Source organism: Duganella sp. Dugasp78, from assembly GCF_059491455.1.
Map to the genome: position 1 here is coordinate 4,674,556 of NZ_CP168506.1, position 26,688 is coordinate 4,701,243.

Consider the following 26,688-nt stretch of genomic DNA (forward strand, 5'->3'; position numbering starts at 1 on the left):
GTCACCGCCGCTTGCGCGTGCGGGTCAGGTGGTCGATTCCTGCTGCGACAAGCTCACGTCGTCGCTGGCGGCGCGGCGCAGGTCGTTGCAGGCCTGGTCCAGCGCGGCCGCCACGGCGGGCATGCGGCGGGTGACTTCGGCCAGGTCGCCGGCGGCCGCCGCGGCCTCCATTTCGTGGCACAGCGTGTGCAGGTGGGTCGAGCTCAGATAGCCGGCGCTGCCCTTGAGTGCGTGGATCGCCGCCGCCGCCGCGTGGGCGTTGGCGGCTGTGACGGCGGCGCGCGCGGTCTCCAGCCGGCGCGGCGCCTCGTCGAGGAAGGCCTGGGTGATGCGCTGCATGTGCGAGTGCGACAGCCCAGCCAGCGGCATGATCTGCACGGTGGCCGGATCGATGCGCTTCTCGACCGCCGGCGCCACGCCGAACTGCTCGTCCAGCGATTGTTCGCGGTTGGCGGCCAGGCGCACGGTATCGGTGGGCCGCAGCGGACGGCCGCGGCTCAGGTGCTGGGCGATGGTTTTTTCGATCTGGTCGTACAGCAGGCGTTCGTCGACCGGCTTGCTGAGGAAGCCGTCCATGCCCACAGCGAGGTAGCGCGCGCGGTCATGGTCGCTGGCGTTGGCGGTCAGCGCGATGATCGGAATGCCGGGATCGAGCACGCGGTAGTCTTCGCTGCCGCCGCTGCGGATCAGGCGCGTGGCCTGCTCGCCGTCCATCATCGGCATGCGGCCGTCCATCAGCACCAGGTCATAGGCGGCGCTGCTCAGCGCGTGCAGCGCCTGCAAGCCATTTTCCACCACGCGGATGTCGTGGCCCATGTTTTCCAGCAGCGTGCTGACGATGATCTGGTTGGTGCGCACGTCCTCGGCGCACAGCACGCGCAGGCGGTAGGCGTGGTGCTCCTTGCGCGGCAGGCTGGATGGATCGATTGCCGGCGCCGCGCCCAGCGCCAGCGGCAGCGTGAAGCTGAACGTGGAGCCGACGCCGACCCGGCTTTCGGCGGCGATCGAGCCGCCCATCAGTTCGACCAGCTCCTTGCAGATCGCCAGGCCAAGGCCGGTGCCGCCGTAGCGGCGCGTGGTCGAGTGGTCGGCCTGCTCGAACTTCTGGAACAGGCGTGGCAGCGTCTCGGCCGGGATGCCGGGGCCGGTGTCGGTGATGTCGAAGCTGACGCTGGTGCGGCCGTCGACGGTCATCAGGGCCGAGGCGTCCAGCCGCACTTCGCCGCGGTCGGTGAACTTGATGGCGTTGCCCAGCAGGTTGAGCAGGATCTGGCGCAGCCGGGTCGGATCGCCGCGCACGTAGCGCGGCAGGTCCAGCGCCAGGTCGCAGCGCAGCAGCAGGCTCTTGGCGTCGGCCTGGCCTTGCAGGATGCCGATGGCGTCGTCGACCAGCGCAATCAGGTCGAAGTCCACCGTCTCGATCGACAGGCGGCCGGCGTCGATCTTGGAAAAGTCTAGGATGTCGTTGAGGATGGCCAGCAGCGATTCGCTGTTCTGCAAGCCGATGCGCAGGTATTCCTCGGTGCGGCCGCGCACCGACTGGTCGCGCATGGCGAACTTGATCATGCCGATCACGCCGGCCAGCGGCGTGCGGATGTCGTGGCTCATCGCCGACAGGAAGTCGATGCGGTGGCGGCTGACCACTTCCGCGTGTTCCTTGGCTTCGGTGAGCTGGGCGGTGCGCTCCTGCACGCGCTGCTCCAGCGTGTTGCGCAGCAGGCGGATCTGGTCGGCCAGCGCGAACGCCAGCAGTACGCCGTCCAGCGTGCCGCCCAGCAGCGTGAACAGCTGGGCGTTGGAGATCACGGCCGGGATCAGGCCCAGGTTGGCCGGCAGGATGAACAAGCCAGGCACCATCAGCGCGACGAAGCCGAGCACGAAGAAGCGCGCCGGGTAGTAGCCGCGCCGCCATACCACGATGCCGCTGGTGAGCGCCATCGTCATCCAGATCGAGATGACGATGGTGGCGATGGTGTGCGCATAGCTGAGGTAGAAGAAGCAGCTGGGCAGCGTCACCAGCGGCAGCACGATGTTGATGCGGCTGAGCCGGTACAGCAGCGGCGAATGCTCCTTCAGCCGCAGGAAGTTGGTGTAGAACATGGTGCTCAGCACCGGCAGCAGGAAGAAGGGCACGTAGTGCCATTGCAGGTTGTGCCAGCCGAACAGGTCGGCCGTCATGTGGAAGGTCATGCCCCAGGCCACGGCGTAGCACAGCACGTACAGCGAGTAGTACAGCGAGGAGTTGTCGCGGGTGATCGAGTAGATGAAGAAGTTGAACACCGTCAGCGCCAGCAGGGCGCCGATGGAGCCGATGATGAGCACGTTCTCGCGCGCCACCAGCTGCTGGTAGGCGGTGCGCGGCAGCACCGACATCACCGGCGTGCGGGCGTAGTAGGGGCTGGCGAAGCGTATCAGGACCTGGTAGCGCTGACCGGGCTGCAGATCGACGTCCTTACCGTAGTGCAGCAGGTAGGAATGCGGCTGGCGGTAGCCGGTCAGCATCTGGCGCGCGCTGCCGTCGGGACCGAACACCTGGATGTCGACCATGTCGATCAGCGTGTCGTTGGGATCGATGACCCAGGCTGGCTGATGGCTGTCGTTGCGCAGCTCGGCATAGAGCCAGTAGCTGCCGCCCAGCAGATTGACCTTGGAGGCGGGATTGAGCCCGGCCAGCAGCTTGGGCAGGCCGGCGGCATCGACCGGGAAGGGCTGGCCTTCGTCCAGGTATAACTTGCCTGTGGTCATTAAATCGATACTTGCGGTATTCACGCTGATGGCGGCCGGCTCGCGCTCGGCAGCGCGGGCTGCGCTGGGGCTGAGCGCCAGTTGCCACCATGCCAGCATCGCCAGCAGCATGAGCAACACGCCACGGGGCAGACCGTAAGACATCTTGCAAGCTATACTCATTAGTGTTCCGAAGGCCGCCGGTGTCGATAAGTTGGGTTTTTTCCATTTTAAACGAGAACTTATTGTTTTATTTAAAAATTGACTTAGGGCATGGGCCGGAGCTTGGCGCATGGCGAGCGGGGCAGGTAAGATGGCGCCTTTGCACCACAGGGATGCGACCGTGCTTATTTCTCCAGAACAATTCATTGGTTTCCTCAGCGCCGCCTTGCTGATCACGATTTCGCCGGGCCCGGACAATTTGATGGTGCTCAGCGTGGGCATGTCGCGCGGACGGCGCCAGGGCATGGTGTTCGGCCTCGGCTGCGCGCTGGGTTGCCTGAGCCACACGCTGCTGGCGACCTTGGGCGTGAGCGCCCTGATCAAGGCTTCGCCGATGGCGTTTGGCGCGCTCAAGCTGCTGGGCGGCGGCTACCTGATCTGGCTGGGCATCGGCGCGCTGCGCAGTCGCGGCGGCGCCCGCGTCCAGGGCGCAGGGGTTCCGGATGAAAGCCTGGGCAAGCTGTTTGCCAAGGGCTTGTTCGCCAACGCCGTCAATCCCAAGGTGGTGCTGTTCTTCCTGTCCTTCCTGCCGCAGTTCGTGATGGCGGAGCGGGGCGACGTCAGCTGGCAGACCGCTCAGCTGGGCTTGCTGTTCACGGCGCAGGGCGTGGTCTTGTTCGGCTTGCTGGGATATTTTTCCGGCGCGGTCGGCGCGTGGATCAACCGCCATCCGGGCGCGGGCATGTGGATGGACCGCGTGGCCGGCACGATTTTTGTCGGCCTGGGGCTGAAACTGATTATTTCTCGTTGAAAAAAGCAAAAAAAGTCTGTTCGCGGTGCCGTTTGTCATCAGGGCGTAATGTTGCACTGCAATACTGGCTTTGCTCTTTCAAGTCTCTCCCGATTTGAAAACTTTTGGCCCGCGCCTCTTTGTGCCGCGGGCTTTTTTTTGCCTGGGTCAGAAGGCGCTCTTGATGACGCCGCCGTCAACCCGCAGCGCCGCGCCGGTGGTTGCCGACGCCAGCGGACTTGCCACGTAGGCCACCAGCGAGGCGACCTCCTGCGGCGTCCCAAAGCGTTTGATCAACGAAGTCGGGCGCACCTGATCGAAGAATTCTGACTCGATCTGTTCGAGGCTCTTGTCGTTCACGCGCGCCATGTCCGCGACAAAGTCGCCGACGCCGCGCGATTTCGTCGGCCCCGGCAGTACGCTGTTGACCGTGATGCCCGTGCCGGCCACCGATTCCGCCAGGCCGCGCGACACGGCCAGCTGCGCGGTCTTGGTCATGCCGTAGTGGATCATCTCGGTGGGGATCTGCACCGCGCTTTCGCTGGAGATGAAGATGATGCGGCCCCAATTCGCCCGCTTCATTTCCGGCAGCACCAGCCGCGCAAGGCGAACACCGCTCAGGACATTGACATCGAAAAAGCGCAGCCAGTCTTCGTCGGGAATATCTTCGAACGGCTTGGGCTCGAAGATGCCGAGGTTGTTGACCAGAATGCTGATGCCGGCATGCTGGCGCACGACCTCCTTGGCCGCCTCGGCCTGACTAAGGTCCGCGGCAAAGCCGTGGACCGTGCCGTGCGTCTCCGTGCGCATGCGTTCCACCGCCTCGTCGACGGCGGCCTGCGTCCTGCCGTTGACGATGACGCTGGCACCCTCCTGGGCCAGTGTGGAGGCGATCGCGTAGCCGATGCCGGCGGTGCTGCCGCTGACCAGTGCCAGCTTGCCGTTGAGTCGTAAGTCCATCTCGATTCTCCTTGCTTATTTGGCGTTGACGAACGTTAGCACGGCCTGGATAGTCGCGTCGGGCGCTTCCTCCATCAGCCAGTGGCCGGCGTTGGGGATCACTTTTTCGGTGACGTTGGTGGCGGCGTTGCGCATGACGACCGCTTCATTGGCGCCGAACGACTTTTCGCCGCCGATCGCCAGCACCGGCATGCTCAGCTTGGTTTTCACGGATTCGGCGTTTTCCACGGCATCCTTGCGGATCGACTGGAACTGCTGGAAGGCCGCCTTCATGGCGCCGGGTGCGGCGTAGAGTTTGGCGTAGTGCGCACGGGTGGCTTCGTCGACCTTGGCCGGATCTCCGGCGAAGTCGTTCCAGAATCGGTCCAGGTAGATACGCTCTCGCCCCTGGACCAGGCGCAAGGCATCCTTGCCGCCGAGATCGAAATGCCACAAAGCCGGCAGGCGCACCAGTTGCTCCCACGGAGGAACGCCCGGCACCGGCGCGTCCATTACCACCAGCTTGATGGTCTTGTCGCGATAGCGCGCGGCGTAGGCGTAGGCCACCATGGTGCCGATATCGTGGCCGACGATGACTGCCTGGTCGACACCGAGCTGCTCGAGCACGGCGCGGACATCGCCGGCCTGGTTCCTTTTTTCATAGCCAGCTTCGGACCTGGAAGACAGACCTAGTCCGCGCAGGTCCGGCACGATCACCCGATGGTCCTTGGCCAGCGCGATCGCCAGCGGCGTCCACATGTCGCCGGTGTCGCCAAAACCATGCAGCAGCACCACCGCCGGCCCGCTGCCGCCGACACGCACGTGGATGGTGGCCTCCGGCGTCTTGATGTTTTCTATCTTGAAAGTAGACGGATACGGCAAAGTCGTGGCCCACGCCGGGGCAAGTTGAAGGGCTGCGCCGAATACGGCTGCGCGGGTAAGGTTGATTAGCATGATGTCGACTCCTGTGGTTGGAATCACAGGATAGCCAAACGATAAAGTTAAACATACACACTATCGGGTAGATTAATTCTATACAATCGCCAGCATCATGGTTGCATAATTGTAATTAATTCTGAATTAATATGATGAAGAATCTCTTGCGTGGCTGTGGCCGCGCGGTCCTTGCTTGCTGCGTGGTGGTTTCCTGCTGGGCTATGCCGCCGGCAATCAACTCGCATCACACCAGCTGGCGCGCGCGCGACGGCGCGCCGGAGGAGGTTTTGTCGATAACGCAGACCAGCGATGGCTGGTTGTGGCTGGGCGGGGCGGGCGGATTGTATCGCTTCGATGGCATACAGTTTGAACAGTTTGCGCCGGCCAATGCGGCTGTGCTGACCCAAAACGTCAGCCTGGTGAACGCGGTGGCTGACGGCTTATGGATAGGCTACCGCACCGGCGGCGCCAGCTTTTTGCGGCGCGGGCTGATACGCAATTACGGTGAACAGGACGGCTTGCCCAGCCGTGCGGTATGGGGATTGGAGCAGGATGGCAGCGGCCGCATGTGGGCTGCCACCGCGCTGGGCCTGTACTACATGGAAGGCGAGCGCTGGCACAAGGCGGACAGTTCGTGGCTGCTGACCGGCAGCCGATATAAAACACTGATGCGCGATCGCCATGGCGTGCTGTGGGCGCAGGGCGATGCGGGCGTGTACTTTCTCAAGCCGGGCGAGACCCGATTTGCCAAGGCTGCCGTGGACAGTGGGACCGGCGTGCTGTTCGAGCTCCCTGATGGCAATGTGGTGAGCTGGGATGCGCTGCACGCGCGGCTCAACCTGCTAACAGGGGCCGGACAGAACACAGCCTACCGGCGCTGGGGCGACCTCGGCGATCCCGGCAGCCTGCTGATCGACCGCCATGGAGACCTCTGGGTAGGCCTGCCGGAAGGACTCGAATACCGCACGGCGCAGGGAATCGCCAGGGCGGCGCCGCTGCAGGGCCTGAGCGGGCGCGCCGTGGGCGCGATCTTCGAAGATCGAGAGGGAAATATTTGGGCCGCAACGGCAGGCGGCATCGACCGGTTTCGCCACCGGCGCCTGACCAAGCTCGATGTTCCTGACGCGGCCATGGGCGGTGGCATCATCGCCGATGACAGTGCCGGCGCCTGGATCGGCAGCTATCATATTGTCGCCGACGAGACCGGCCAGGTAAGCGCCACACCAATCTGGGCGCGCGCCGGCACCGGCTGGCGCGGCAACCTGACCAGTTTTACCCGCACCAGCGATGGCGCACTCTGGGGCGCTTCGTACGACACCTTGAACCGGTTCCAGGGCAAGGGCAGCCAGCCGGTGGCCTTGCCTGCCACCGCAGGCGGGGCCAAGGTGCAGGCGCTGCTGGCGGACAAGGATGACGGCCTGCTGGTGGCGCTGGTGCAGCATGGCCTGTATCGCCGCAGCCCGCAGGGGACGTGGGAAAAGACTGGGCGCGAAGGCGAAGTCAATGTCATGGCACGCTCGGATGCGGCCGGCCTCTGGCTCGGTTATTACCCCGGCGTGGTGGTCCACGCGCAGGGCGCGGCGTGGCGCAGCTACGGTCCGGCCGAAGGATGGTCGCTGGGAACGGTGATGGCGCTGCACCTGCACGGCCAGCACGTATGGGCCGGCGGTGAGAAGGGCCTGGCGTTGCTGGGGGCGGACCGTTTTAACCGGCTCAGCGGCGTCAATGGCGAGACCTTCCACGGAATTTCCGGCATCGTCGAACTGGATAACGGCGATCTCTGGCTGAACGCCGTCGCCGGCCTGTTCCGCATTCCGAGTGCGGAAATCGTCAAATTCAAACAGCAGCGCGACTATCAGGTGCAGTACGAGCGGCTGGACCAACTGGATGGACTGGAGGGCAGCGCTCCCTATGTAACGCCCACGCCGTCGCTGGTGCTGGCATCCGATAAGCGCCTGTGGATAGCCCGGTCCACCGGCGTGTTCCGTCTGACGCCCGGCGAACCGCTGCCGTCCGCGCCTGCGCGCCCTGTCGTTATCAAGACGCTGGGACCGCCTGGCGACGGCAAACCGTGGCAGCAGACTGTCCGCTTCGCGCCCGGCAGTTCCGCGCTGCAGATCGATTACACCAGTCCGGCGCTGGCGATCCCCGAACGGTTGCGCTTCCGCTACCGTCTGCATGAGGTCGATGCGACGTGGCAGGAGGCCGGCGCGCGCCGCAGCGCCTACTACAGCAACCTCGCGCCTGGCGATTACCGCTTCAGCGTTAACGCGACCGACTACAACGGCAACTGGTCCGACGCCGTCACCTCCGTGGATTTTTCTATCGCGCCCACAGTCACACAGACCTGGTGGTTCAAGACGCTGTGTGCATTCAGTTTGCTCTCGGTTGGCTACATCGCTTATCGCTGGCGTATCGGGCATCTGAGCAGGCAGATGACGGTGCGCCTGCAGGAGCGGATCAACGAGCGCGAGCGCATTGCCAGGGAGTTGCACGACACCTTGCTGCAATCGGTGCAGGGGCTGGTGCTGCATGTGCATGCGGCGCTGCTGGACTTGCCGGCGAAGGATACGGCGCGGCTGCAGATCGAAACCGCATTGCAGCAGGCCGACGACGTGCTCGGCGAGGGGCGGGAGCGGATCCGCGAGCTGCGCGGGGAAGACGTCTGCAAGCTGAGTTTTGCGGACGCGGTGCTGGCCGCGGCAGCGCGCCTGCAGCGTGGCGACGCCGGCCCGATACACCTGACGATTTCCGGCACCGCCCGCCAGCTCGACGCGACCATCTACAAGGAGGCACTGGCGATCGTCACCGAGGCGGTGACCAACGCCTATATCCATGCCAGGGCGGCCAGGATAGACGTTGAACTGCGCTACGGCAGACGGGAATTCCGCTGTATCCTGAGCGACGACGGCATCGGCATTCCCGCCGCCGTTCTTAATGACGGCGGCCGCGAGAACCATTGGGGCATGCGCGGGATGTACGAACGCGCGGCCAGGATCGATGCCAGGCTGGAGGTGCACAGTTGCGAAGGCAGCGGTACCACGTGGCAGCTGGAGGTGCCGGCCACGCTGGCATATACCCGATAGTGTGATGCGTGGCGGCGCAGGCGGTGATACGCTCGCGCGAACGATACGGGAGCATGGATATGGACAGTGACCTGATCAGCGTCATGATCGCGGACGATCATCCCCTGATGCGCAGCGGGATCATCGCGGTGCTGTCGGCCAATCCGAAATTTTCGGTGGTGGCCGAAGCGGACGATGGCGACACCGCCGTCGAACTGTACAAGCGATGGCGGCCCGATGTCACGCTGATGGATTTGCAGATGCCCGGAATGAACGGCATCGAAGCGACTCGCGCGATACGCGTCATCGACCCTGCGGCGCGCATCATCATCCTGACCACGTTCGATGGCGACGTGCAGGTGGCGCGTGGGCTGAAGGCGGGCGCGAGCGGCTACGTCCTGAAAAATCTGGCCCGCACCACCTTGGGCGACCATATCATCTCCGCGCACGCCGGCCGGCGCTCGCTGCCGCCGCCAGTCGCGGCCAGCCTGGCGAACAGTTTTCTGCTGGATGCCTTGAGCAAGCGCGAGATCGAAGTGCTGCGCCTGGTGGGCGAGGGCAATTCGAACCAACGCGTGGCGGACCAGCTGGGCTTGAGCGAGGACACCATCAAAGCCCACATGAAAGCCATCTTGCAAAAGCTCGATGCGCGTGACCGCACGCATGCGGTGATGATCGCGATGCGGCGCGGCTATTGGGAAAACTGAGCACCGTTCAATACACGCCAGGGTGGCAAGACACACCGACTTTTGGCGGAGCGACCTGCATGGCGACCATACCTATACTGGCTTTTCGCCATCAAGTGAAAGGACGGTCGCCATGTACACCCGAAGCAGATTATTGTTGAGTCTTCTCCTCGCAGCAGGGTTTGCCGATGCGGCGCCGCTGGCCATGCAGTCTGCCAGCAAGCTGAGTTTCGGCGACGCGAATACCTTGTTTGTCGCCGACTGGAAGGGCGCGCGCATTTTTGCGCTGCAGGTGCCGGCATCCGCCAAGCCGGCTGGCAAGCCGTTCAATCTGATGGATGTGCAGGCGCCGATCGCCAAGGCGCTTGGCGTAGCACCGGCGGCGCTGCGCTTTGAGGATCTGGCCGTGCAGCCGGACAGCGAGCTGGCGTACGTGGCATTGACCGTGCGCGGCGCCCAAGGCCGGAGCAAGCCAGCCATCGTCAGTATTGACGCGGCGGGGACAGTCAGACGGCTCGATCTGGGCAGGACTTCGGGTTCGGCCGCCATCGCCGATGCGCCGACGGCCGACGTCACTTTCTGGCGCGATCTGCCCCAACAGACATTGACCGTGACCGACATGCGCTACTATCAGAACAAGCTGTACGTGGCCGGGCTGTCGAACCGCAGCTTCGCCTCCACCTTGCGGGTGTACGACTATCCGTTCAGCGGCAAGGCCAGTGCCACCACGATCGAGATGTACCATCCGGTGCACAACCAGATCGAAACGCGCGCACCCATCCGCAGCATGACGGTGATGACCATCGGCGGCGAACCGACGCTGGTGGCGGCCTATACCTGCACGCCGCTGGTCACCATCCCGCTCAAGGAACTGAAGGACGGCGCGCATATCGCCGCCCGGACGGTGGGGGAGCTGGGCTGGGGCAGTGCACCTAACGGTTTGGTGAGTTTCAAGATGGGCGATGCGGAATATGCCTTGCTGGTCAATTCCAGCCGTTCGGCGGACCTGCTGAGCGCCGCCGATCTGGCCAGCGCCGCCGCTGCGCCCGGCCTGAATACGCCGATTGAATGGCCGGCCAAGCCGTACCTCGGCGTCAAGGCGACCATGACGCCGCTGTCGGCGGTGATGCGGATTGATAACCTCAATCCGCAATTGCTGCTGGCGCTGCGCCGCTCGGAGGCCGGTGGCGAGATGCAGCTGGTGTCGATTCCTAAAGGCGGCTACCTGCGTCTGAGCGACTTCGTCAACGAGTACGATTTCCCCGACTACCGCTACCCGGACGGCGACAAATTCCGCGACTTCCACAAATATGCGCGCACCATCGAGGGCTATCCTGAACTGGCGCGCTAGCATCGCGCTGCTGGCGTTGGCTCTGTCGCCGCAGCTGGTGCTGGCCGGCGCCGGTGTGACCCCTTCCGGACCGGCGGTGGCGGAAAACCTGCTGCGGATCGAGCTGCATTTCGATCAGCCATTGGCGGCGCCGCTGGACATGGCCCATGTCGCGCTGTTCGACAGCGCCGGCACGCCTATCCCCGACGCCTTTCTCGACCTGCCGCTGCCCGACCAGAGCGGCAGGAATGTGACACTGTTGTTGCATCCGGGCCGTATCAAGAGCGGAGTCGGGCCGAATCTCGCGCTGGGGCCGGCCTTGCGAAGCGGCCAGTCGGTGATGTTGCGTATCGATGACCCGCAACTGGGCCGGCCTTTGGAACAGCGCTGGCTGGTGACGGCGCCGCTGCGCCAGCGCATCGATCCGCAACAATGGGCGTTGCAGACCGTGCGGCGCGGAGGCCGCCAGCCTCTGCGCGTTATCGCTCCTGCCGCGCTGGACGGCGCCGCTGCGGCGCAGATTTCCGTGCAGGGGCCGGATGGGCGGCGAGTGCCTGGCACCGCTAGCCTGACGGCCGGCGAGCAGGAATGGCGTTTCACGCCGGCACGGGACTGGCGTCCTGGGGCTTACCTGTTGCGCATCCATCCGCAGTTGGAGGACCCGCAGGGGAATCGTTTGTGTTCGGCGTTTGAGCAGGCCGGACAGAGCACTCAGCCGTGTGGGGATGAAGGCCGGGTGGCCTTGGTGATTGATTGAGCCGGGCCGTGGTGGTGGTCCAAGCTCAGCGGAATTTTCCGGGGCATTACTATGGCGTGAGAATTCGTGATTATTCCATTTCGACAAGCTGGTATCCTGCAATAGTAGGCTGAGATCAGCCAAAATCTATTAACTCGTTTAAGTGATAGCGATAAGGACATCCAGTCAAAATGAAGATTCGCCGTACGGTTCCCATACTCCTTCCTGTGCTATTGCTTGCAGCGTGCACGACACCCTTACATCGTACCCCGGTCGCGTCCGACACTGAGATGTCTTTCCACCCGGGAGCCCGGGTAGCAGTCAGTCGCTATCCGATCGCCGACTTTGCTGCTATGACGCCGGGCAAGGCTGCGTTTGCCATGCTTGGGGCGGTGGCGATGATTAGTGAGGGAAATTCGTTCATCAAAGATAACAGGATCGCAGATCCCGCGATCGACATTGCTGCGGGACTGCGCAAGGGATTGGTCGATAAGTATCATCTGGTGGAATTCGCTGCAACGGAGCTTCCTCTACAAGACGACAGTCTTGAGACGATCATTAAGAGCTACTCATCCAGCGACTTTGTCGTGGATATAAAAACCATTAACTGGTCGTACGGCTACATGCCAGCCAATTGGGACAGTTACCACGTGCGGTATGTTGCTCGCGCTCGACTTATTGATGTGAAAAATAGCCGAATAGTCGCCGAAGATTATTGCGCAAGAAGTCCTAAAGAGTTAAGCGACGCGGTATCACACGAGAAATTGACTGAGAATCATGGTCAATTTCTGCGCACCAAATTATCTACTTATGCTGCGGACTGCGCGAATGAATTGGCGAAGCGCATGATCAAAATAGACAGCCTAGTTGCCAGCGCGGTTGCGATGGACTCAGCATTACCATCGCCACCTGGCCAGCCCACGAAGATATCGGCTGCACCAGATGTGAATACGCCATTGCCATACCTTAAACCCCGCGGTCAGGAATACTTCAGGGAATTCCTGACAAAACCGCTGCCGCGTGCCTTTGCCATTTCCGACACCGCAAATTACGCGGCAGCGTGGGGTGCTCGCCCCAAGGACCCATCCAAGCCGATTGATATCAGGGAACGTGCTCTCCAAAACTGCAGGGAAGTCGCCCATAAAGAGTGTGTTCTCTATATGATAGACAACGAGATCGTATACAAAAAATAGCGACGCGCCAGGGCATTGAACGAAAACATCCGCTCATCATTCCAATCTAAAGAAAATAAGCAACGATAACCACAACCGGCCAAAAGCCGTCACTCAAAAAGTAGAAGAGATGAAGAAAAAACTGTTCCTTGGCATTCTTGTTCTTTTGGTTGCGGCTTGCTCCAGCGGAATTTCTGGGCATCTGACGTCAGCGCCCATTTCAACACAATTTGATGTCGTAACCTTGCGGCGGACCGCGTGCTATGGCCCATGCCCCATTTACGTAGTTGAAATTCGCAGCAACGGACAAGTGAAATATGTGGGTGAAGACTTCGTGACGGTCAAAGGAGCTCGTCAATCTAGTATACCCGCCGCCAATATTGAACTGTTGGCGGCAGCGGTACGTCATGTGAGATTCGAACAGATGCAGGAAAAATACCAGTTTGAAAGAGATGGCTGTGTAAGCTTGCCTACAGACCATCCTTCAATTTCGATTTCGGTTACTACGAAAGGTATAGAAAAAACCGTGGTGTTTTACACTGGATGTCACGGACCAAATGTGCCAGCGGAAGATTTAAAGTGGTTGGCAAATACTGTTGACCTAATGGCTCATACAGGCCCACTGGTCAACCAGGGGCCTAACTGATTCTGCGGAGTAGGTTTGACAGTTATCGGCTACGGAAGCGGACTCTTTGTTGTCTTGATGGCAAGTTAATGCTGATCTCTCTCAGCGTCACACCTTACTTTACCGGTTTGAACTCGTGATCTACCAGTTTATATCCGGCCGAAGTGGCCAGATTTAGCATCGCATCAATTTCAGCTGTTATCGTTGAATTCGCTCAGTAGTTTAAAAAAGCGCATGGCCGTTGCCGGCGCATGCGCTTTTCGTGGCTGCGGCGCAGCGGCCGCACCGGGATCAGCTGGTCTTTTTGCGGCGGGCTGCGTAGCCTACCAGGCCCAAGCCGCCCAGTAACATGCCGTAGGTTGCCGGCTCAGGTACGGCTTCCATTGGCGTCACGTTCAGGCTGCCGCCGTAGGAGCCTCCACTAGTGCCGTTAACGACGCCGGTGATTTCCAAATAGTACTGTCCTTGGCTCAGGTTGTTCGCATGGAAGCTGAAGTAATTCGGCAACAGTTGCGAGGCGTTGAGGGACGATACAACTATGACGTTGTTATTGATATCGAGAGTGTAGTTCACCAGTTTTACCGACGCCAGTGTCAGCGATTGCGTCGACGTGAAATTCGACGAGACCGAGCCGCTGGCTTCGAACGGCGAACCGGCGCCGAACCCGATGAGGTCGTCGAAGGTGCCGTGCTGGTCGGTGTTGATGAAATTATTGCCAAAACTTATAGTGAAGCCGCCGAAAGCGTCATTGATCTGCTGACTGAATGGCGAACCGGTAACGTTCGCGCCAATGGCGGAGTGCGCCATCAGTCCAGAGCAAGCCAGCAACGCGGAAAATATCACCGCCTTTTTAAAGACTTTCATGTTCGTTCCAGTCATAAGTGAGGGCCGAAGGGAGGTACATTTCGTTGTCGATATTTCATCGAAAAGAATAGCACAATAAATCCCGTCAGCGTTGCCTATTTGACTTTATTTTTATTTGGACACCAGCGTAAACCGCAGCTCCAGCTGATCCTGCACCGCCAGCGCGCCGGCCATCACGGAAAATGGCGTAATGCCGAAATCGCTTTGTTTCAGGTTGACGCTGCCGGTGACGGTCATGACACCTGTCGTCTCGCTGATCTCCGCCGGGATCGCCATGCTGCGCGTAACGCCGTGCAGCGTGATCGCCACTTGCAGCGGTTGGCCGGGTGCACCGCGTTCGGCGTGCACCTGCACCAGCGGATATCGTTCCGCATCCAGTACCCTGGTCAGCATATTGTTGCGGGTGCCGTCGATGGCGTCGGCGGAGGGCTGTTTTTCCAGGCCGGCGGCGATGCGCAGCTCGGCCTCATCGACCGTGAGCTGATCGAGGCGGAACTGGAAATCCGCGCGGTTCTGCGCCGGCGATACGGTGCCGCTGATATGGCGGGCGGCGACCAGGTGATCATGACCCAGCCGTGCCAGCAGGCCGCCGCGCCGCACCGTGACGGCGATCAGCGATTGCGCGCTGTCGATGGTCAGCTCGGCGGCTGCCGGCGGCGGATGAACGACAGGGGCGGGCGAAGCCGCCGGCGCAGGCACGGCCTGCGGTGCATTGCCGGGCAACTGCGTGCAAGCCGCCATGCCAGCGCACAGCGTGCCGATTCTTAGATAGTTATATAATTTTGTCATTCGAGCACCATGGTCATTTGGCCGTCATAATGCCCGATTATGCTGCGTCTCGCTGGTTCCAGCGTGCTCCAGTTGGTCTCGCACCCAAGCCGGTGCGGGATTTCACAAAGCATGACTCAGCAGGCTGGCCGGTGGCCTGAAACACCGGCACCATCACCCCGATCCGGCCTCCTTCCAGCCCGGATTCCCAACTTAATGAATCCCTAAGCCTATGCCGGCCGATCGCTGGCAAAGTAACACCTGTAGCGCGAGGTTCAAGCCTCGCGCCCGGTTGCCGGACTCCATCAAGCCCGGCACAAATTTCGCCCAGGCGGCACCATCGCCGCCGGGCAGTCGGACATCCCCACGCTCTCGAGCGTTTTCGCGACCAGCATCATCTCACGATGACGCTGGTTTTTTTTGCCCCTTGCCCTCAGCCGTGCTTGGCCAGCCAGCTGTCGATTTCCGGCAGGCGGGTGGTGCGCAGCTTCACGCGGTACTGGATCGAGGCGATCGCGGTCCTGGTGTCGCCTTGCGCTTCGGCTGGCAGGTACTGCTTGGCGTAGGCGCGCAGCTTGTCGATCATCGCCAGATTGGCGGAACGCCCGCCCAGGCCTGGGAAGTAGCGGCTGCGCGAACTGCCGTCGACCTTTTTCTCCAGCTGTGCATAGTGGCTGATGGCGAAGTCGTAGGCCATGTCCGCGTGATGAGCGGCCACGTGGTTGAGGATCGACGCGCCTTCGGTAGCGCCGCCTTCGTCGGTCAGCGCCAGGTCCAGCGCGCGCTGCGCCAGCGCCTTGTCCTTGACGGTGCCCAGCAGGTCGTACAGCTCGCTCTTGATCATGCTTGATTTTTCTTCCTGGGCTGCGGCGTGCAGCTGGTCCCAGGTCGCGGCGTCGGCGTTGGTGGCGATCACACCCAGGATAGGGCGGCGCAGCGCGGCCGGCATCGCATCTTTGTCGGTGGCCGAGGCGGCATAACGGCGACGCGCTTCCGCGACCACGCCTTCGTCGCCGACGGCGCCCAGAACGTTGATCAGCTTTTCGCGCAGGTTGGCCACCGGCGCCGCTTCATCCGCGGCCTGGGTCCAGCCGACGCGCGCCAGCACCGGTGCCAGGCGCTTGCGCGCGTAGCGGTCCAGCGCTGCCTGCTGTTCCGGCTTGCCTTCGTAGCTGTCGTGCAGGGTGAGCAGCGACACGGCGATCTGGTTCCACACCTGCGGCGCGGCGTCCAGCGGCGCCTTGCTGGCCAGGTCCAGGAAGCTGGAGGCCGGCATCAGGCCCGCCATGCCCAGCGACCAGCTGTCCGACAGCAGGCCTATTTGATCGATGGCCGACAGGCCGGCGAAGCTGTCGGCCAGCGCGGCAAACGCCTTCGGCGCGTACAGCGTGCGGTAGTAGCCGCTCTGGCCGGCGTTCACCAGCACCGTGCCGCAGCCCGGCAGCGTCATGCTGGCCTTGCCGTTGACGATGGTGCGCACCGGCGCACCGCCCACGGTCTGCGCGATCACCGGCACGCGCCAGCTCAGCGGCTTCTTGTCGGTCTGGTCCGTGCTGAATTCGCCCTGCGTCAGCGCGATGGTGGTCTGGCCGTTTTTGCAGACCGCATCGGCCACGCGTATCATTGGCACGCCCGGCTTGAGCGTGAAGTCATGCGCGATCGCGGTGACCGGCTTGTGCGCGGCCTTTTCCACTTCGCGCCACAGGTCGTCGGACACCGTGTTGCCATATGCGTGCTTGGCCATGTAGCTGCGCACGCCGGCGCGCCAGGCTTCGTCGCCGACGTAGTTCTCCAGCATGCGGATGACCGACTCGCCTTTTTGATAGGTGATGCTGTCGAAGGCCTGGCTGGCCTGTTCGACGGTGCTGATGTGCTGCACCACCGGGTGGGTGGTGACCAGCGCGTCGCGCTGCATGGCGTGCTCGCGGGTGCCGACTGCGCGCAGTTCCCACTTCCATTCAGGATGCAGGCGGGTGGTGGTGCGCGATTCCATCCACGAGGCGAAGCCTTCGTTCAGCCACAGGTCGTCCCACCAGGCCATCGTTACCAGGTCGCCGAACCACTGGTGCGCCATTTCGTGCGCGGCCACCAGGAAGGAAGTCTCCTTGTCCGACTGCGTGGCGACGCGCGGATCGAGCAGGATCGCGGATTCGAAGGTGAAGATCGCGCCCCAGTTTTCCATCGCGCTGAAGAACTGGCTGCGGCCAGGCGCGGCGATGTTGTCCAGCTTGGGCAGCGGGTATTTCACGCCGAAGTAGTCGTTGTATTCCTTGAGCACGGCGACCGACGAATCGAGCGCGAACTGGGCCTGGCCGATCGAGCCTTTCTGCGTGACGACGCCCAATTCGGTGCCGCCGGAGACTGCGGTGGCGCGTTCGAATTCGCCCAGGCTGAAGAACAGCAGGTAGGTCGACATCTTCGGCGAGGTGGCGAAGCGTACCAGTTCGCGGCCGTCGGCCAGCTTGCTGGTGGAGGCGACCGGCATGTTCGACACCGCCATCTGGCCGGCCGGCACGGTCGCTTCCAGCGCGAAGGTGGCTTTGTAGAACGGCTCGTCCCACGACGGGATCACGCGGCGGGCTTCGGAGTTCTCAAACTGGGTGTACAGGGCGCGGTGCTTGGCGCCGCCGTTCTGGTAGTCCAGCGAGAACATGCCGGTGGCCTGGGTGCCGATCACGCCGGTGTAGTCCAGCTTGAGCTGGTAGCTGCCCACGGCCAGCGGCTGGGCGAACTCGAAGGTGGCGGTCTGCTTGTCGTTGTCGACGCTGATCTTGCTGGCGGCCAGCGCCGGCTTGCCGGGGCCGGCGCTGATCGCGGCGGCGCTGAATTTCAGGTCGGCGGCGTTGAGGGTGATGCTATTGCTGGCTTGCTTGATGTCGAGCGCGATGGTGACGCTGGCGCTGAAGGTGCTGTTGGCGGCGTCCGGCGTCAGCGAGACCGCGTAGTGGGTCGGCACGGCGGTGCGGGGGAGCTGCGTGGTGACCTTGGCGGCCTTGGCGGCCGGCGCGGCGGCCACGGTCAGTGGAGCGAGGCCGGAAGAGAAGCCGAGCAGCGCCATCACGGCGAGCGAAATCAGACTACGTTGCATGCAAAATCCTTCAGGTGGGTGAGCCGGTAGGCATACGATATAAACCGTTGTTGGCTTCGTGGGCCAGCGTGCAATCTAAGGCTAACTGGTTACAATGTCAATCTACCCATCACCCGAAGAGAGTTGGATATGAAGTTCTATACATCGCCACGCACGCCCAATCCGCGCCGGGTTGCCGTGTTCATGGCTGAGAAAGGGCTGACCGATTTTGAGCAGGTTTCGATCGACCTGGTCGGCGGCGCCCACCGCAGCGCGGACTATTTGGCCAAGAATCCCTTCGGCCGGGTGCCGGCGCTGGAGCTGGACGATGGCCGCATCCTGTGCGAAACGCGGGCTATTTGCACCTGGCTGGAAGGCTACGCGCCCGAGCCCAACCTGATGGGCGATGGTTTCGACGAACGCGCCTTTATCGAGATGACCGACCGTCGCGTTGAGCTGCACCTGTTTATGGGGATCGCCAATTGCATACGTCATACGCATCCGGGCCTGGCGATACTGGAGCAGCCGCAGTTTGCCGACTTCGGCGCGTCGCAGGGCGAGAAGATGCGCGAGACGGCGCGTTGGCTGGATGGCGTGCTGGCCGGTCAGCCGTTTGTGGCGGGGCAGCGCTTCACCATCGCCGATATCACCGCGTTCTGCGCGTTGGAGTTTGCGCGCGGCCTGATGAAGTTCCGGCCGGGCGCGGAAGGCATGGAGTATCTGCAGGCCTGGCGCGACCGCATCGCAGAGCGTCCCAGCGCTTCGGCGCCGTATTAGGAAGTCTGTCATTCCCCCCATTGGGGGAAATGACTTCCCGCGCAGGCGGGAATCCATGCTGATGCAATAACGCAGGCGGCCTATGGATTCCCGCGTGCGCGGGAATGACGGGGGTTACGCTATCCGCTTGTACCACGGCTGGTGCGGGAACACCGGCTTGTAGTGGGCGGCCAGCGGATCGCCCGATTCCAGCGGACGGTCCAGCACCAGCATGCCCGATTGCGCCAGGCTGTCGTTGAACAGCCGCAGCACGCGCTGGCGCAGCGCCGGGCCGAAGTCGGGCAGGGTGCGCCGGCCCAGGATCATCTGGAACTCGTTGAACGAGGCGTCCGTCACCATGTTGTACTGCGCCCAGGTGATGCGGCTGCGCAGGTGCGGCAGCAGCGTCGCGTGCAGCCCGTCGCCGCTGACTTCGAAATAGTCGAGCAGCTTGCCTACGCCGCCGCTGCGCACGTAGTTCGCCTGCAGCTCTCCCAGCCGCGCCATCGGCAAGCTTGCCGCCTGCGCCTCCGCCAGCAGTGCGTCGCTGGAGACGGTGGCGTAGATCTCGGTGCGCGCGCCCAGCTGTTCCTGTTCCAGCAGAATAGCCAGCGTCCACGCCTGCTGCGCGCCGGCGCAGTCGGCCAGCCACACGCGCGGCAGCGCTGCACCATGCAGGCACACGCCCAGGGACATGCGCAGCAGCGACACCTCCGCAGCGTCGTCGAACATCAGCGCCGGTTCCACCGACAGCTCACGCAGCAGCGCGCTCCACGCATGCGCGTCGTGCAGCACGCGCGCCTGCAACTCCGAGATGGTGGCCAGCGACAGCTGCTTCATCGCCGATTGCACCCGTTGCGTGACGACGTCGCGCTGATAGCCGCGATAGTCGTAGCCGTAGACCTGGAACGCCGCCTCCAGCAGCAGCTCCAGTTCCAGCTCCTCGACGGTGGACGGCGAGTGGCGGCGCGGCGCATCCGCATGGCCCGCCGGCGGCGCGGCGGCCGCCTCGGGCGCCGTCGTGCTGACGGTGCTGGCCGTGCCGGCGGAGTCGGCGGGCCGCAACGCCGCCCGCAGTGAAGCCAGGAACGAGTTCATCACCGCCATCAGTGCAGCCACACCCGCATCAGCGACAGCAGTTGCGCCACATCCACCGGCTTGGTGATGTAGTCCGACGCGCCGGCCGCGATACATTTATCGCGGTCGCCCTTCATCGCCTTCGCCGTCAGCGTGATGATGGGCAGCGATTTGAATTTGGGGATGCGGCGGATGGCGCGCATGGTGTCGTAGCCGTCCATCTCCGGCATCATGATGTCCATCAGGACGATCTCGATGGTCGGATCCTTTTCCAGCACCTCGATGCCGTCGCGTCCATTCTCGGCGAACGACACCTGCATTTGCTGGCGCTCCAGCAGCGACGACAGCGCGAAGATGTTGCGCAGGTCATCGTCGACGATCAGCACCTTGCGGCCGGCCAGGCCGCCGTCGGCCGCGTGGATCTCCTCCAGCATGCGGCGCTGCGCTTCCGGCAGGCTGGCCTGCGAGCGGTGCAGGAACAGCGCGGTTTCATCCAGCAGGCGCTCCGGCGAGCGGGCATCCTTGATGACGATGGTCTTGGCGTAGCGCTTCAGCTTTGCCACTTCCTTGCGGTTCAACTCCTTGGCGGTGTTGATCACGATCGGCAGGTCGCGCAGAGATTCGTCCTTGCCGATGATGTCGAGCAGGTCGAAGCCGCTGATGTCGGGCAGCGTCAGGTCCAGCACCATGCAGTCGAAGCGCGCTTCGCGCAGCGCGTCCAGCGCCGCCTGGCCGGTATCGACGGCGACGATGTGCAGGTCGGTGTCGCCGATCAGGGCGACGATGGCGTCGCGCTGCATCTGTTCGTCGTCCACCACCAGCAGGCTGCGCTTACCGCCCAGCAGGAACTTCTGGATGCGCGAGAATTCTTCCTGCAGGGCGGCCTTGCTGACCGGTTTGTTCAGGTAGGAGATCGCGCCCAGGCGCAGCGCCCGTTCGCGCTCGCGTAGGCTGGACATCACATGCACCGGAATGTGGCGCGTGCTCGGGTCGCGTTTCAGGCGGTCCAGCACCGTGAAGCCGTCGATGTCCGGCAGATCGAGATCGAGCAGGATGGCGGACGGCAGGTAGTCGCGCGCCAGGCTCAATGCCGAATCGCCTTGCAGCGTGACGATGCCTTTGAAGTTCTTCTCGCGCGCGAAATCGAGCACGATCTTGGAGAAGCGCTCGTCGTCTTCGATGATCAGCACCGACGGATCGCCAGGCGCCACCAGGCCGCGGTCGTCGCTGCTGCCGTATTGCTCCATGTCGGCTTCGATATCGGTGATGGCGCTCAGGCTGTCGTGGTCCGGCTGCGCCAGTTCGTTGTAGTGGGGCGGCGTGTACACCACTTGCGGGGCAGGTGCCGGCAGGCGCACCTGCGGCTGGCGGCCCATGTCGTAGTTGATGAAGCCGGCCCGGTTGTAAGGCAGGAACAGCGTGAAGGTGGAGCCGTTGCCGACCGCCGATTCGACGCGGATCTCGCCGCCCAGCAGGCGCGCCAGCTCGCGCGAGATCGACAGGCCCAGGCCCGTGCCGCCGTATTTGCGGGCGGTGGAGCCGTCGGCCTGCTGGAACGCTTCGAAGATCAGCTGCAGCTTGTCGGCGGCGATGCCGACGCCGCTGTCGTTGACGGCAAAGGCCAGCACCGCGTCGGCGTGCAGCAGGTTGGGGTGGTCGCTGGAGAAGCCGCTGTTCACCAGGCTGATACTGAGCGAGACCTGACCGTGCGTGGTGAACTTGAACGCGTTCGACAGCAGGTTTTTCAGCACCTGCTGCAGGCGCGTGGTGTCGGTCATCATCGCGGTCGGCAGGTTGTCCTTCAGCTCCACGGAGAAGCCCAGGTGCTTGGCCTCGGCCATGTGGCGGAAGGTGCGGTCGACGTAGTTGCGCAGGTTCTGGAAGCGGTACTCGGAGACGTCCAGCGTCACCGTACCGGATTCGATCTTCGACAAATCCAGAATGTCGTTAATCAGCGTGAGCAAGTCGGAGCCGGAGCCGTGGATGGTCTTGGCGAATTCCACCTGCTTGCCGGACAGGTTGCCGTCCGGGTTGTCGCCCAGCTGCTGCGCCAGGATCAGCAGCGAGTTCAGAGGCGTGCGCAGCTCGTGCGACATATTCGCCAGGAACTCGGACTTGTACTTGGAGGACAGCGCCAGCTGGGTGGCTTTCTCTTCCAGCGCCAGTTTCGCCTGTTCCACCTCGCGGTTCTTGCGCTCCACCTCGATGTTCTGCTCGGATAGCAGGCGGGCTTTTTCGGCCAGTTCCTGGTTGGTCTGTTGCAGTTCCTGCGCCAGCGATTGCGACTGCGTCAGCAGCGATTCGGTACGGCTGTTCGCCTCGATGGTGTTCAGCACCACGCCGATCGATTCCATCAGCTGATCGAGGAAGGACAGGTGGGTTTCGGTGAAGCGGTCCAGCGACGCGATCTCGATCACCGCCTTGACCTGCTGCTCGAACAGAATCGGCAGCACCACAATGTTGGTCGGCGGCGCCGCGCCCAGGCCGGACGAGACGACGATGTAATCGCGCGGCACGTCGGTCAGCCAGATGCGCACCTTCTCCACCGCGCACTGGCCCACCAGGCCTTCGCCCGGCAGGAAGGAGGTGGGCAGCTTGCGGCTGGAACGGTAGCCGTAGCTGGCGATCATGCGCAGGCGGGCGTCCGATTCCTGCGAGTCCATCATGTAGAACACACCGTGGTGGGCCGACACCAGCGGCGCCAGCTCGGATAGAATCAGCTTGGTCACGGCCTGCAAGTCGCGCTGGCCTTGCAGCAGTCGGGTGAAGCGCGCCAGGTTGGTCTTCAGCCAGTCCTGCTGCGCGTTCTTCAGCGTGGTGTCCTTCAGGTTTCGGATCATCTCGTTGATGTTGTCCTTCAGGTAGGACACCTCGCCGCGCGCCTCCACCTGGATGGAACGGGACAAGTCGCCGCGTGTCACGGCGGTCGCCACCTCGGCGATCGCTCGCACCTGGTTGGTCAGGTTTGCCGCCAGCTGGTTGACGTTCTCGGTCAAGTCCTTCCATGTGCCGGCCACGCCGGACACGTTGGCCTGGCCGCCCAGCTTACCTTCGGTACCCACCTCGCGCGCCACCCGCGTCACCTCGGATGCGAAGGAGGACAGTTGGTCCACCATCACGTTGATGGTGTCTTTCAGTTCCAGGATCTCGCCCTTCACGTCCACCGTGATTTTCTTCGACAAGTCGCCGCGCGCCACGGCGGTGGTCACCGCCGCGATGTTACGCACCTGGCCCGTGAGGTTGGACGCCATGAAGTTCACGTTATCGGTCAAGTCTTTCCACGTGCCGCCGACGCCCGGCACATAAGCCTGGCCGCCCAGCTTACCCTCGGTACCCACCTCGCGCGCCACCCGCGTCACTTCCGATGCGAAGGAGGACAGTTGGTCCACCATCACGTTGATGGTGTTTTTCAGTTCCAGGATCTCGCCCTTCACGTCCACCGTGATCTTTTTCGACAGGTCGCCGTTGGCCACGGCGGTGGTCACGTCGGCGATGTTACGCACCTGGCCCGTCAGGTTACCCGCCATCGAGTTCACGCCGTCGGTCAAGTCCTTCCAGGTGCCGGCCACGCCGGGCACGTTGGCCTGGCCGCCCAGCTTACCCTCGGTACCCACCTCGCGCGCCACCCGCGTCACCTCGGATGCGAAGGAGTTCAGTTGGTCCACCATCACGTTGATGGTGTTTTTCAGTTCGAGAATCTCGCCCTTCACGTCCACCGTGATCTTCTTCGACAAGTCGCCGTTCGCCACGGCGGTGGTCACGTCGGCGATGTTACGCACCTGGCCCGTCAGGTTACCCGCCATCGAGTTCACCGAGTCGGTCAAGTCCTTCCAGGTGCCGGCCACGCCTTTCACCTGCGCCTGGCCGCCCAGCTTACCTTCGGTGCCCACCTCGCGCGCCACCCGCGTCACCTCGGATGCGAAGGAGGACAGTTGGTCCACCATCACGTTGATGGTGTTTTTCAGTTCCAGGATCTCGCCCTTCACGTCCACCGTGATCTTCTTCGACAAGTCGCCGTTCGCCACGGCGGTGGTCACCGCCGCGATGTTACGCACCTGGCCCGTGAGGTTGGACGCCATGAAGTTCACGTTATCGGTCAAGTCCTTCCACGTGCCGCCGACGCCCGGCACATAAGCCTGGCCGCCCAGCTTACCCTCGGTACCCACCTCGCGCGCCACCCGCGTCACTTCCGACGCAAAGGAGCGCAGCTGGTCCACCATCACGTTGATGGTGTCCTTCAGTTGCAGGATCTCGCCGCGCACGTCCACCGTGATCTTCTTGGACAAGTCGCCGTTCGCCACCGCCGTCGTCACCTCGGCGATGTTACGCACCTGGGAGGTCAGGTTGCCCGCCATCGAGTTCACCGAGTCGGTCAAGTCCTTCCAGGTGCCGGCCACGCCCTTCACCTGCGCCTGGCCGCCCAGCTTACCCTCGGTGCCGACCTCCCGCGCCACCCGCGTCACCTCGGAGGAGAACGAAGACAGCTGTTCCACCATGGTGTTGGCCGTGGTGGCCGCCCGCAGGTACTGGCCTTTCAGCGGCACGCCGTCCACCTCCAGCGCCATGGTCTGCGACAGGTCGCCTTTCGCCACGGCGCCGATCACGCGCGCCATTTCGGTGGTCGGGCGCACCAGGTCGTCGATCAGCGCGTTGACGGCGCTGATGATGGAGGCCCAGCCGCCGGCCATGTTGGGCACTTGCGCGCGCTGCGTCAGGCGGCCTTCGCGGCCCACCACGCGGCTGACCTCCGTCACCACCGACACCATTTTTTCCTTGGTCTCGATGATCTCGTTGAGGGTGTCGGCGATCTTGCCCGCCATGCCGGTCCAGTCGGACGGCATGCGCGCCGTGAAATCGCCTTTTTTCAGCGCCATCAGGGTCGCAAGCAGTCGCTTGGCGTCGATCTGTTCGCCCAGGTCGGTCATATCGTTCATCGGCTTAGTCCTCGTCGTTTAGGAGGGAGTGGGATTTCATGGCGGACGCCCGCGGCCTGGCGCCTGCGTGTTCGATCAGTGCCGCGGCGGAAAGCGGCGGGAAAAACAGCGCGCCCTGGCAGCTGTCGCAGCCCAGGGCGCGCAGCAGGTCGAGCTGTTCGACCTGGTCCACACCCATCGCCACCACCCGCATGGACAGCGCGCGGGCCAGGTGGATGACGGCGGCGACGACGTCGGTGCCGCCTTCGTTGTTGCCGATGGCGTGGATGAAGCTGCGGTCTATCTTCAGTGTGTTCAGCTGCCAGCGCTTGCAGGCGGCCAGCGAGGAGCGCGCGCTGCCGAAATCGTCCAGCGCGGCGCGCACGCCGCCGGCCTGCAATTGCAGCAGCAACTGGGTCAGCGGTTCGGCCGGGCCTTGCAGCAGTTTTTCGCTGAGCTCCACGCCGATGCTGCCCGGCGCCAGGTGCTGTTTGCGCATCGCCGGCAGCAGCGTTTGCAGCAGGTCGGTATTGAGCTGCAGCGTGGCCAGGTTGATCCAGATGCACAGCGGCGCGACTTTGCGGCCACGCGCACCGCCCGCGGCGACCCGCTGCCACAGGGCGGCCTGCGCGCAGGCCTGTCCGATCACCCAGGCGTCGACGCGGTCCAGCAATCCCCGGTCCTGCACCTGCGGCAGGAACTGCTCCGCCTCCAGCATGCCTTTGTCGGGGTGGTGCCAGTACAGCTGGGCCTCGGCGCCGAGGATGCGGCCGCTGGCGATGTCGATCTGCGGCTGGTAGCGCAGTTCCAGCTGGCCGGCGGCCAGCCCTTTGCGCAGCTCCAGCGTCCACTGTCCGCGTTCGCGCTCGCGCACGTTGAGCTCTTCGTGGAAGAACTGGATCGGGCCGGCGCCGTTCTGCTTGGCGTGGTACATGGCGGTGTCGGCATTTTTCAATAGCGCCTGAGCGTTGTTGCCGTCCTGCGGATAGATGGCGATGCCGATGCTGGCCCCCGACTTCATGCGATGGCCGGCGATGTCGAAGGGCAGGGCGCAGGCCAGTTCGATCTTGCGCGCCACGCGCGCGGCGTTGGCGGCAGCCGCCCGGCCTTCGATCAGCACCACGAATTCGTCGCCGCCCAGCCGCGCCACCACGTCGGCCACGCGCACTGCCGCCGTCAGCCGCGCCGAGACCTGGCGCAGCAGCTCGTCGCCCGCTTCATGGCCATGGTTGTCGTTGATCTGCTTGAACTTGTCGAGGTCGAGGAACAGCAGCGCGAAGCCGGTGCCGCTGCGGTCCGAGGTGGCCACCGCATGCTCCAGCTGCTGGATCAACGCGCGGCGGTTGACCAGGTTGGTCAGCGCGTCGCGGGTGGACAATTCATGGGCGCGCAACTCGGCCTGCTTGCGATCCTTGATTTCCTGTTCCAGCTCGGCGTTGATGCGCTCCAGGTCTTGCAGGCGTTGCACCCGCAGGTCCTGGTTCAGGCGCGCCAGCTGCTCACTCTTTTTGCGCAGCTGGATATTCTTCTTCGTCATTTCGACGAACACCGCAACCTTGGCTTGCAGGATCTGCGGTATCACCGGCGTAAACAGGTAGTCGGCCGCGCCTTTCTGATAGGCCTTGAGGCGGTTGATCTCGTCCGCGTAGTGCGCGGTGATGAAGATGATGGGCACGCTCGCCGAGCGCGGGTGGGAGTGGATCGCTTCGGCCGTCTCGAAACCGTCCATGCCGGGCATGCTGACGTCGAGCAGGATCACGGCGAATTCGTGCAGCAGCACCTGGCGCAAGGCCTCCTTGCCGGAGCCCGCCGTCAGCAGCTCATAGACATGCTGGCTGGCGGCTTCGGATAGCAGACTCTCCAGCGCATACAGGCTGGCCGGGTCGTCATTTACGAGGAGGACTTTTGGGATAGGCACGGCTGGCTGAACGGTTGAGGTGTCGGGCGGTCGCACTGTGTCTTGAAGGTAAAAGATACTCTTGTATATCTGGGAGTCAAGCAAAATTGCGCTTTTACCATACGATGGTTAAAACAGCATTTTATCAATATGACAATCGCCATGTAGAATATTTTTACCA

Annotated in this window: 17 protein-coding genes; 8 read left to right on the forward strand and 9 right to left on the reverse strand. The window is 63.2% G+C overall.

All coding sequences use genetic code 11. The annotated features are described in order from the left end of the window. Window positions 1–24: 24 nt before the first annotated feature. Complete coding sequence (locus ACEN9O_RS20800) at window positions 25–2,907, reverse strand: hybrid sensor histidine kinase/response regulator (RefSeq protein ID WP_495613718.1); 2,883 nt, start codon at window positions 2,905–2,907, stop codon at window positions 25–27. A gap of 160 nt (window positions 2,908–3,067) precedes the next feature. Between ACEN9O_RS20800 and ACEN9O_RS20805 the strand changes: the two genes are divergently transcribed. After that, window positions 3,068–3,697 (forward strand): LysE family translocator, encoded by a 630-nt coding sequence (locus tag ACEN9O_RS20805; RefSeq protein ID WP_495613719.1) that lies wholly within the window; start codon window positions 3,068–3,070, stop codon window positions 3,695–3,697. 147 nt (window positions 3,698–3,844) lie between these two features. On the opposite strand, the gene ACEN9O_RS20810 is transcribed toward ACEN9O_RS20805, so the two are convergent. Beyond that, window positions 3,845–4,636, reverse strand: a complete 792-nt coding sequence (locus ACEN9O_RS20810) for an SDR family NAD(P)-dependent oxidoreductase (protein ID WP_495613720.1) — start codon at window positions 4,634–4,636, stop codon at window positions 3,845–3,847. Between the two features lie 15 nt (window positions 4,637–4,651). Further along, window positions 4,652–5,569 carry an alpha/beta fold hydrolase gene (locus ACEN9O_RS20815; RefSeq protein WP_495613721.1) on the reverse strand — a complete coding sequence of 306 codons (918 nt, stop codon included), beginning with the start codon at window positions 5,567–5,569 and terminating at the stop codon, window positions 4,652–4,654. 131 nt (window positions 5,570–5,700) lie between these two features. Here ACEN9O_RS20815 and ACEN9O_RS20820 point away from each other — a divergent pair, with 131 nt between their 5' ends. The 6 genes from ACEN9O_RS20820 (at window position 5,701) to ACEN9O_RS20845 (ending at window position 13,186) form a co-directional block, all read left to right on the forward strand. Then, on the forward strand, window positions 5,701–8,637 hold the full coding sequence (locus ACEN9O_RS20820) for a sensor histidine kinase (RefSeq protein ID WP_495613722.1): 2,937 nt from the start codon (window positions 5,701–5,703) through the stop codon (window positions 8,635–8,637). A gap of 53 nt (window positions 8,638–8,690) precedes the next feature. Continuing rightward, the gene (locus tag ACEN9O_RS20825) at window positions 8,691–9,323 is read left to right on the forward strand and encodes a response regulator (protein WP_495613723.1); all 633 of its coding nucleotides are present in this window, start codon (window positions 8,691–8,693) and stop codon (window positions 9,321–9,323) included. Window positions 9,324–9,459: 136 nt separating this feature from the next. Next, the gene (locus ACEN9O_RS20830) at window positions 9,460–10,653 is read left to right on the forward strand and encodes a hypothetical protein (protein ID WP_495613724.1); all 1,194 of its coding nucleotides are present in this window, start codon (window positions 9,460–9,462) and stop codon (window positions 10,651–10,653) included. Then, a complete protein-coding gene (locus tag ACEN9O_RS20835) occupies window positions 10,613–11,389 on the forward strand; it encodes a hypothetical protein (RefSeq protein ID WP_495613725.1) in 777 nt (258 codons plus the stop codon). The genes ACEN9O_RS20830 and ACEN9O_RS20835 overlap by 41 nt, the downstream gene beginning before the upstream one ends. Before the next feature lie 269 nt (window positions 11,390–11,658). After that, entirely contained in the window at window positions 11,659–12,561 is a 903-nt protein-coding gene (locus ACEN9O_RS20840; protein ID WP_495613726.1) for a hypothetical protein, read from the forward strand. Between the two features lie 109 nt (window positions 12,562–12,670). Beyond that, a complete protein-coding gene (locus tag ACEN9O_RS20845; RefSeq protein WP_495613727.1) occupies window positions 12,671–13,186 on the forward strand; it encodes a DUF6438 domain-containing protein in 516 nt (171 codons plus the stop codon). Between the two features lie 270 nt (window positions 13,187–13,456). On the opposite strand, the gene ACEN9O_RS20850 is transcribed toward ACEN9O_RS20845, so the two are convergent. From ACEN9O_RS20850 to ACEN9O_RS20860, 3 genes are all read right to left on the reverse strand, one after another. Next, on the reverse strand, window positions 13,457–14,029 hold the full coding sequence (locus ACEN9O_RS20850) for an FxDxF family PEP-CTERM protein (RefSeq protein ID WP_495613728.1): 573 nt from the start codon (window positions 14,027–14,029) through the stop codon (window positions 13,457–13,459). A 111-nt stretch (window positions 14,030–14,140) separates the two neighbouring features. After that, on the reverse strand, window positions 14,141–14,818 hold the full coding sequence (locus ACEN9O_RS20855; RefSeq protein ID WP_495613729.1) for a YceI family protein: 678 nt from the start codon (window positions 14,816–14,818) through the stop codon (window positions 14,141–14,143). 412 nt (window positions 14,819–15,230) lie between these two features. Continuing rightward, entirely contained in the window at window positions 15,231–17,885 is a 2,655-nt protein-coding gene (locus tag ACEN9O_RS20860; RefSeq protein WP_495613730.1) for a M1 family metallopeptidase, read from the reverse strand. A 129-nt stretch (window positions 17,886–18,014) separates the two neighbouring features. Here ACEN9O_RS20860 and ACEN9O_RS20865 point away from each other — a divergent pair, with 129 nt between their 5' ends. Then, window positions 18,015–18,641, forward strand: a complete 627-nt coding sequence (locus ACEN9O_RS20865; RefSeq protein WP_495613731.1) for a glutathione S-transferase family protein — start codon at window positions 18,015–18,017, stop codon at window positions 18,639–18,641. 114 nt (window positions 18,642–18,755) lie between these two features. Here ACEN9O_RS20865 and ACEN9O_RS20870 read toward each other — a convergent pair whose 3' ends face one another. The 3 genes from ACEN9O_RS20870 to ACEN9O_RS20880 are packed head-to-tail and all read right to left on the reverse strand — an operon-like array spanning window position 18,756 to window position 26,528. Next, entirely contained in the window at window positions 18,756–19,739 is a 984-nt protein-coding gene (locus ACEN9O_RS20870) for a CheR family methyltransferase (RefSeq protein WP_495613732.1), read from the reverse strand. Next, window positions 19,727–24,631 (reverse strand): HAMP domain-containing protein, encoded by a 4,905-nt coding sequence (locus ACEN9O_RS20875; protein WP_495613733.1) that lies wholly within the window; start codon window positions 24,629–24,631, stop codon window positions 19,727–19,729. The genes ACEN9O_RS20870 and ACEN9O_RS20875 overlap by 13 nt, the downstream gene beginning before the upstream one ends. Window positions 24,632–24,635: 4 nt before the next feature. Beyond that, the gene (locus tag ACEN9O_RS20880; RefSeq protein ID WP_495613734.1) at window positions 24,636–26,528 is read right to left on the reverse strand and encodes a putative bifunctional diguanylate cyclase/phosphodiesterase; all 1,893 of its coding nucleotides are present in this window, start codon (window positions 26,526–26,528) and stop codon (window positions 24,636–24,638) included. Window positions 26,529–26,688 lie beyond the last annotated feature (160 nt).

Excerpts from the sequence above, each read along its gene's own strand:
- ACEN9O_RS20860 (WP_495613730.1), bottom strand. The coding sequence starts at position 17,885 with ATGCAACGTAGTCTGATTTCGCTCGCCGTGATGGCGCTGCTCGGCTTC.
- ACEN9O_RS20800 (WP_495613718.1), bottom strand. The coding sequence starts at position 2,907 with ATGAGTATAGCTTGCAAGATGTCTTACGGTCTGCCCCGTGGCGTGTTG.
- ACEN9O_RS20865 (WP_495613731.1), top strand. The coding sequence starts at position 18,015 with ATGAAGTTCTATACATCGCCACGCACGCCCAATCCGCGCCGGGTTGCC.
- ACEN9O_RS20840 (WP_495613726.1), top strand. The coding sequence starts at position 11,659 with ATGTCTTTCCACCCGGGAGCCCGGGTAGCAGTCAGTCGCTATCCGATC.
- ACEN9O_RS20835 (WP_495613725.1), top strand. The coding sequence starts at position 10,613 with ATGCGCGCACCATCGAGGGCTATCCTGAACTGGCGCGCTAGCATCGCG.
- ACEN9O_RS20825 (WP_495613723.1), top strand. The coding sequence starts at position 8,691 with ATGGATATGGACAGTGACCTGATCAGCGTCATGATCGCGGACGATCAT.
- ACEN9O_RS20855 (WP_495613729.1), bottom strand. The coding sequence starts at position 14,818 with ATGACAAAATTATATAACTATCTAAGAATCGGCACGCTGTGCGCTGGC.
- ACEN9O_RS20820 (WP_495613722.1), top strand. The coding sequence starts at position 5,701 with ATGATGAAGAATCTCTTGCGTGGCTGTGGCCGCGCGGTCCTTGCTTGC.
- ACEN9O_RS20850 (WP_495613728.1), bottom strand. The coding sequence starts at position 14,029 with ATGAAAGTCTTTAAAAAGGCGGTGATATTTTCCGCGTTGCTGGCTTGC.
- ACEN9O_RS20875 (WP_495613733.1), bottom strand. The coding sequence starts at position 24,631 with ATGAACGATATGACCGACCTGGGCGAACAGATCGACGCCAAGCGACTG.
- ACEN9O_RS20810 (WP_495613720.1), bottom strand. The coding sequence starts at position 4,636 with ATGGACTTACGACTCAACGGCAAGCTGGCACTGGTCAGCGGCAGCACC.
- ACEN9O_RS20845 (WP_495613727.1), top strand. The coding sequence starts at position 12,671 with ATGAAGAAAAAACTGTTCCTTGGCATTCTTGTTCTTTTGGTTGCGGCT.
- ACEN9O_RS20815 (WP_495613721.1), bottom strand. The coding sequence starts at position 5,569 with ATGCTAATCAACCTTACCCGCGCAGCCGTATTCGGCGCAGCCCTTCAA.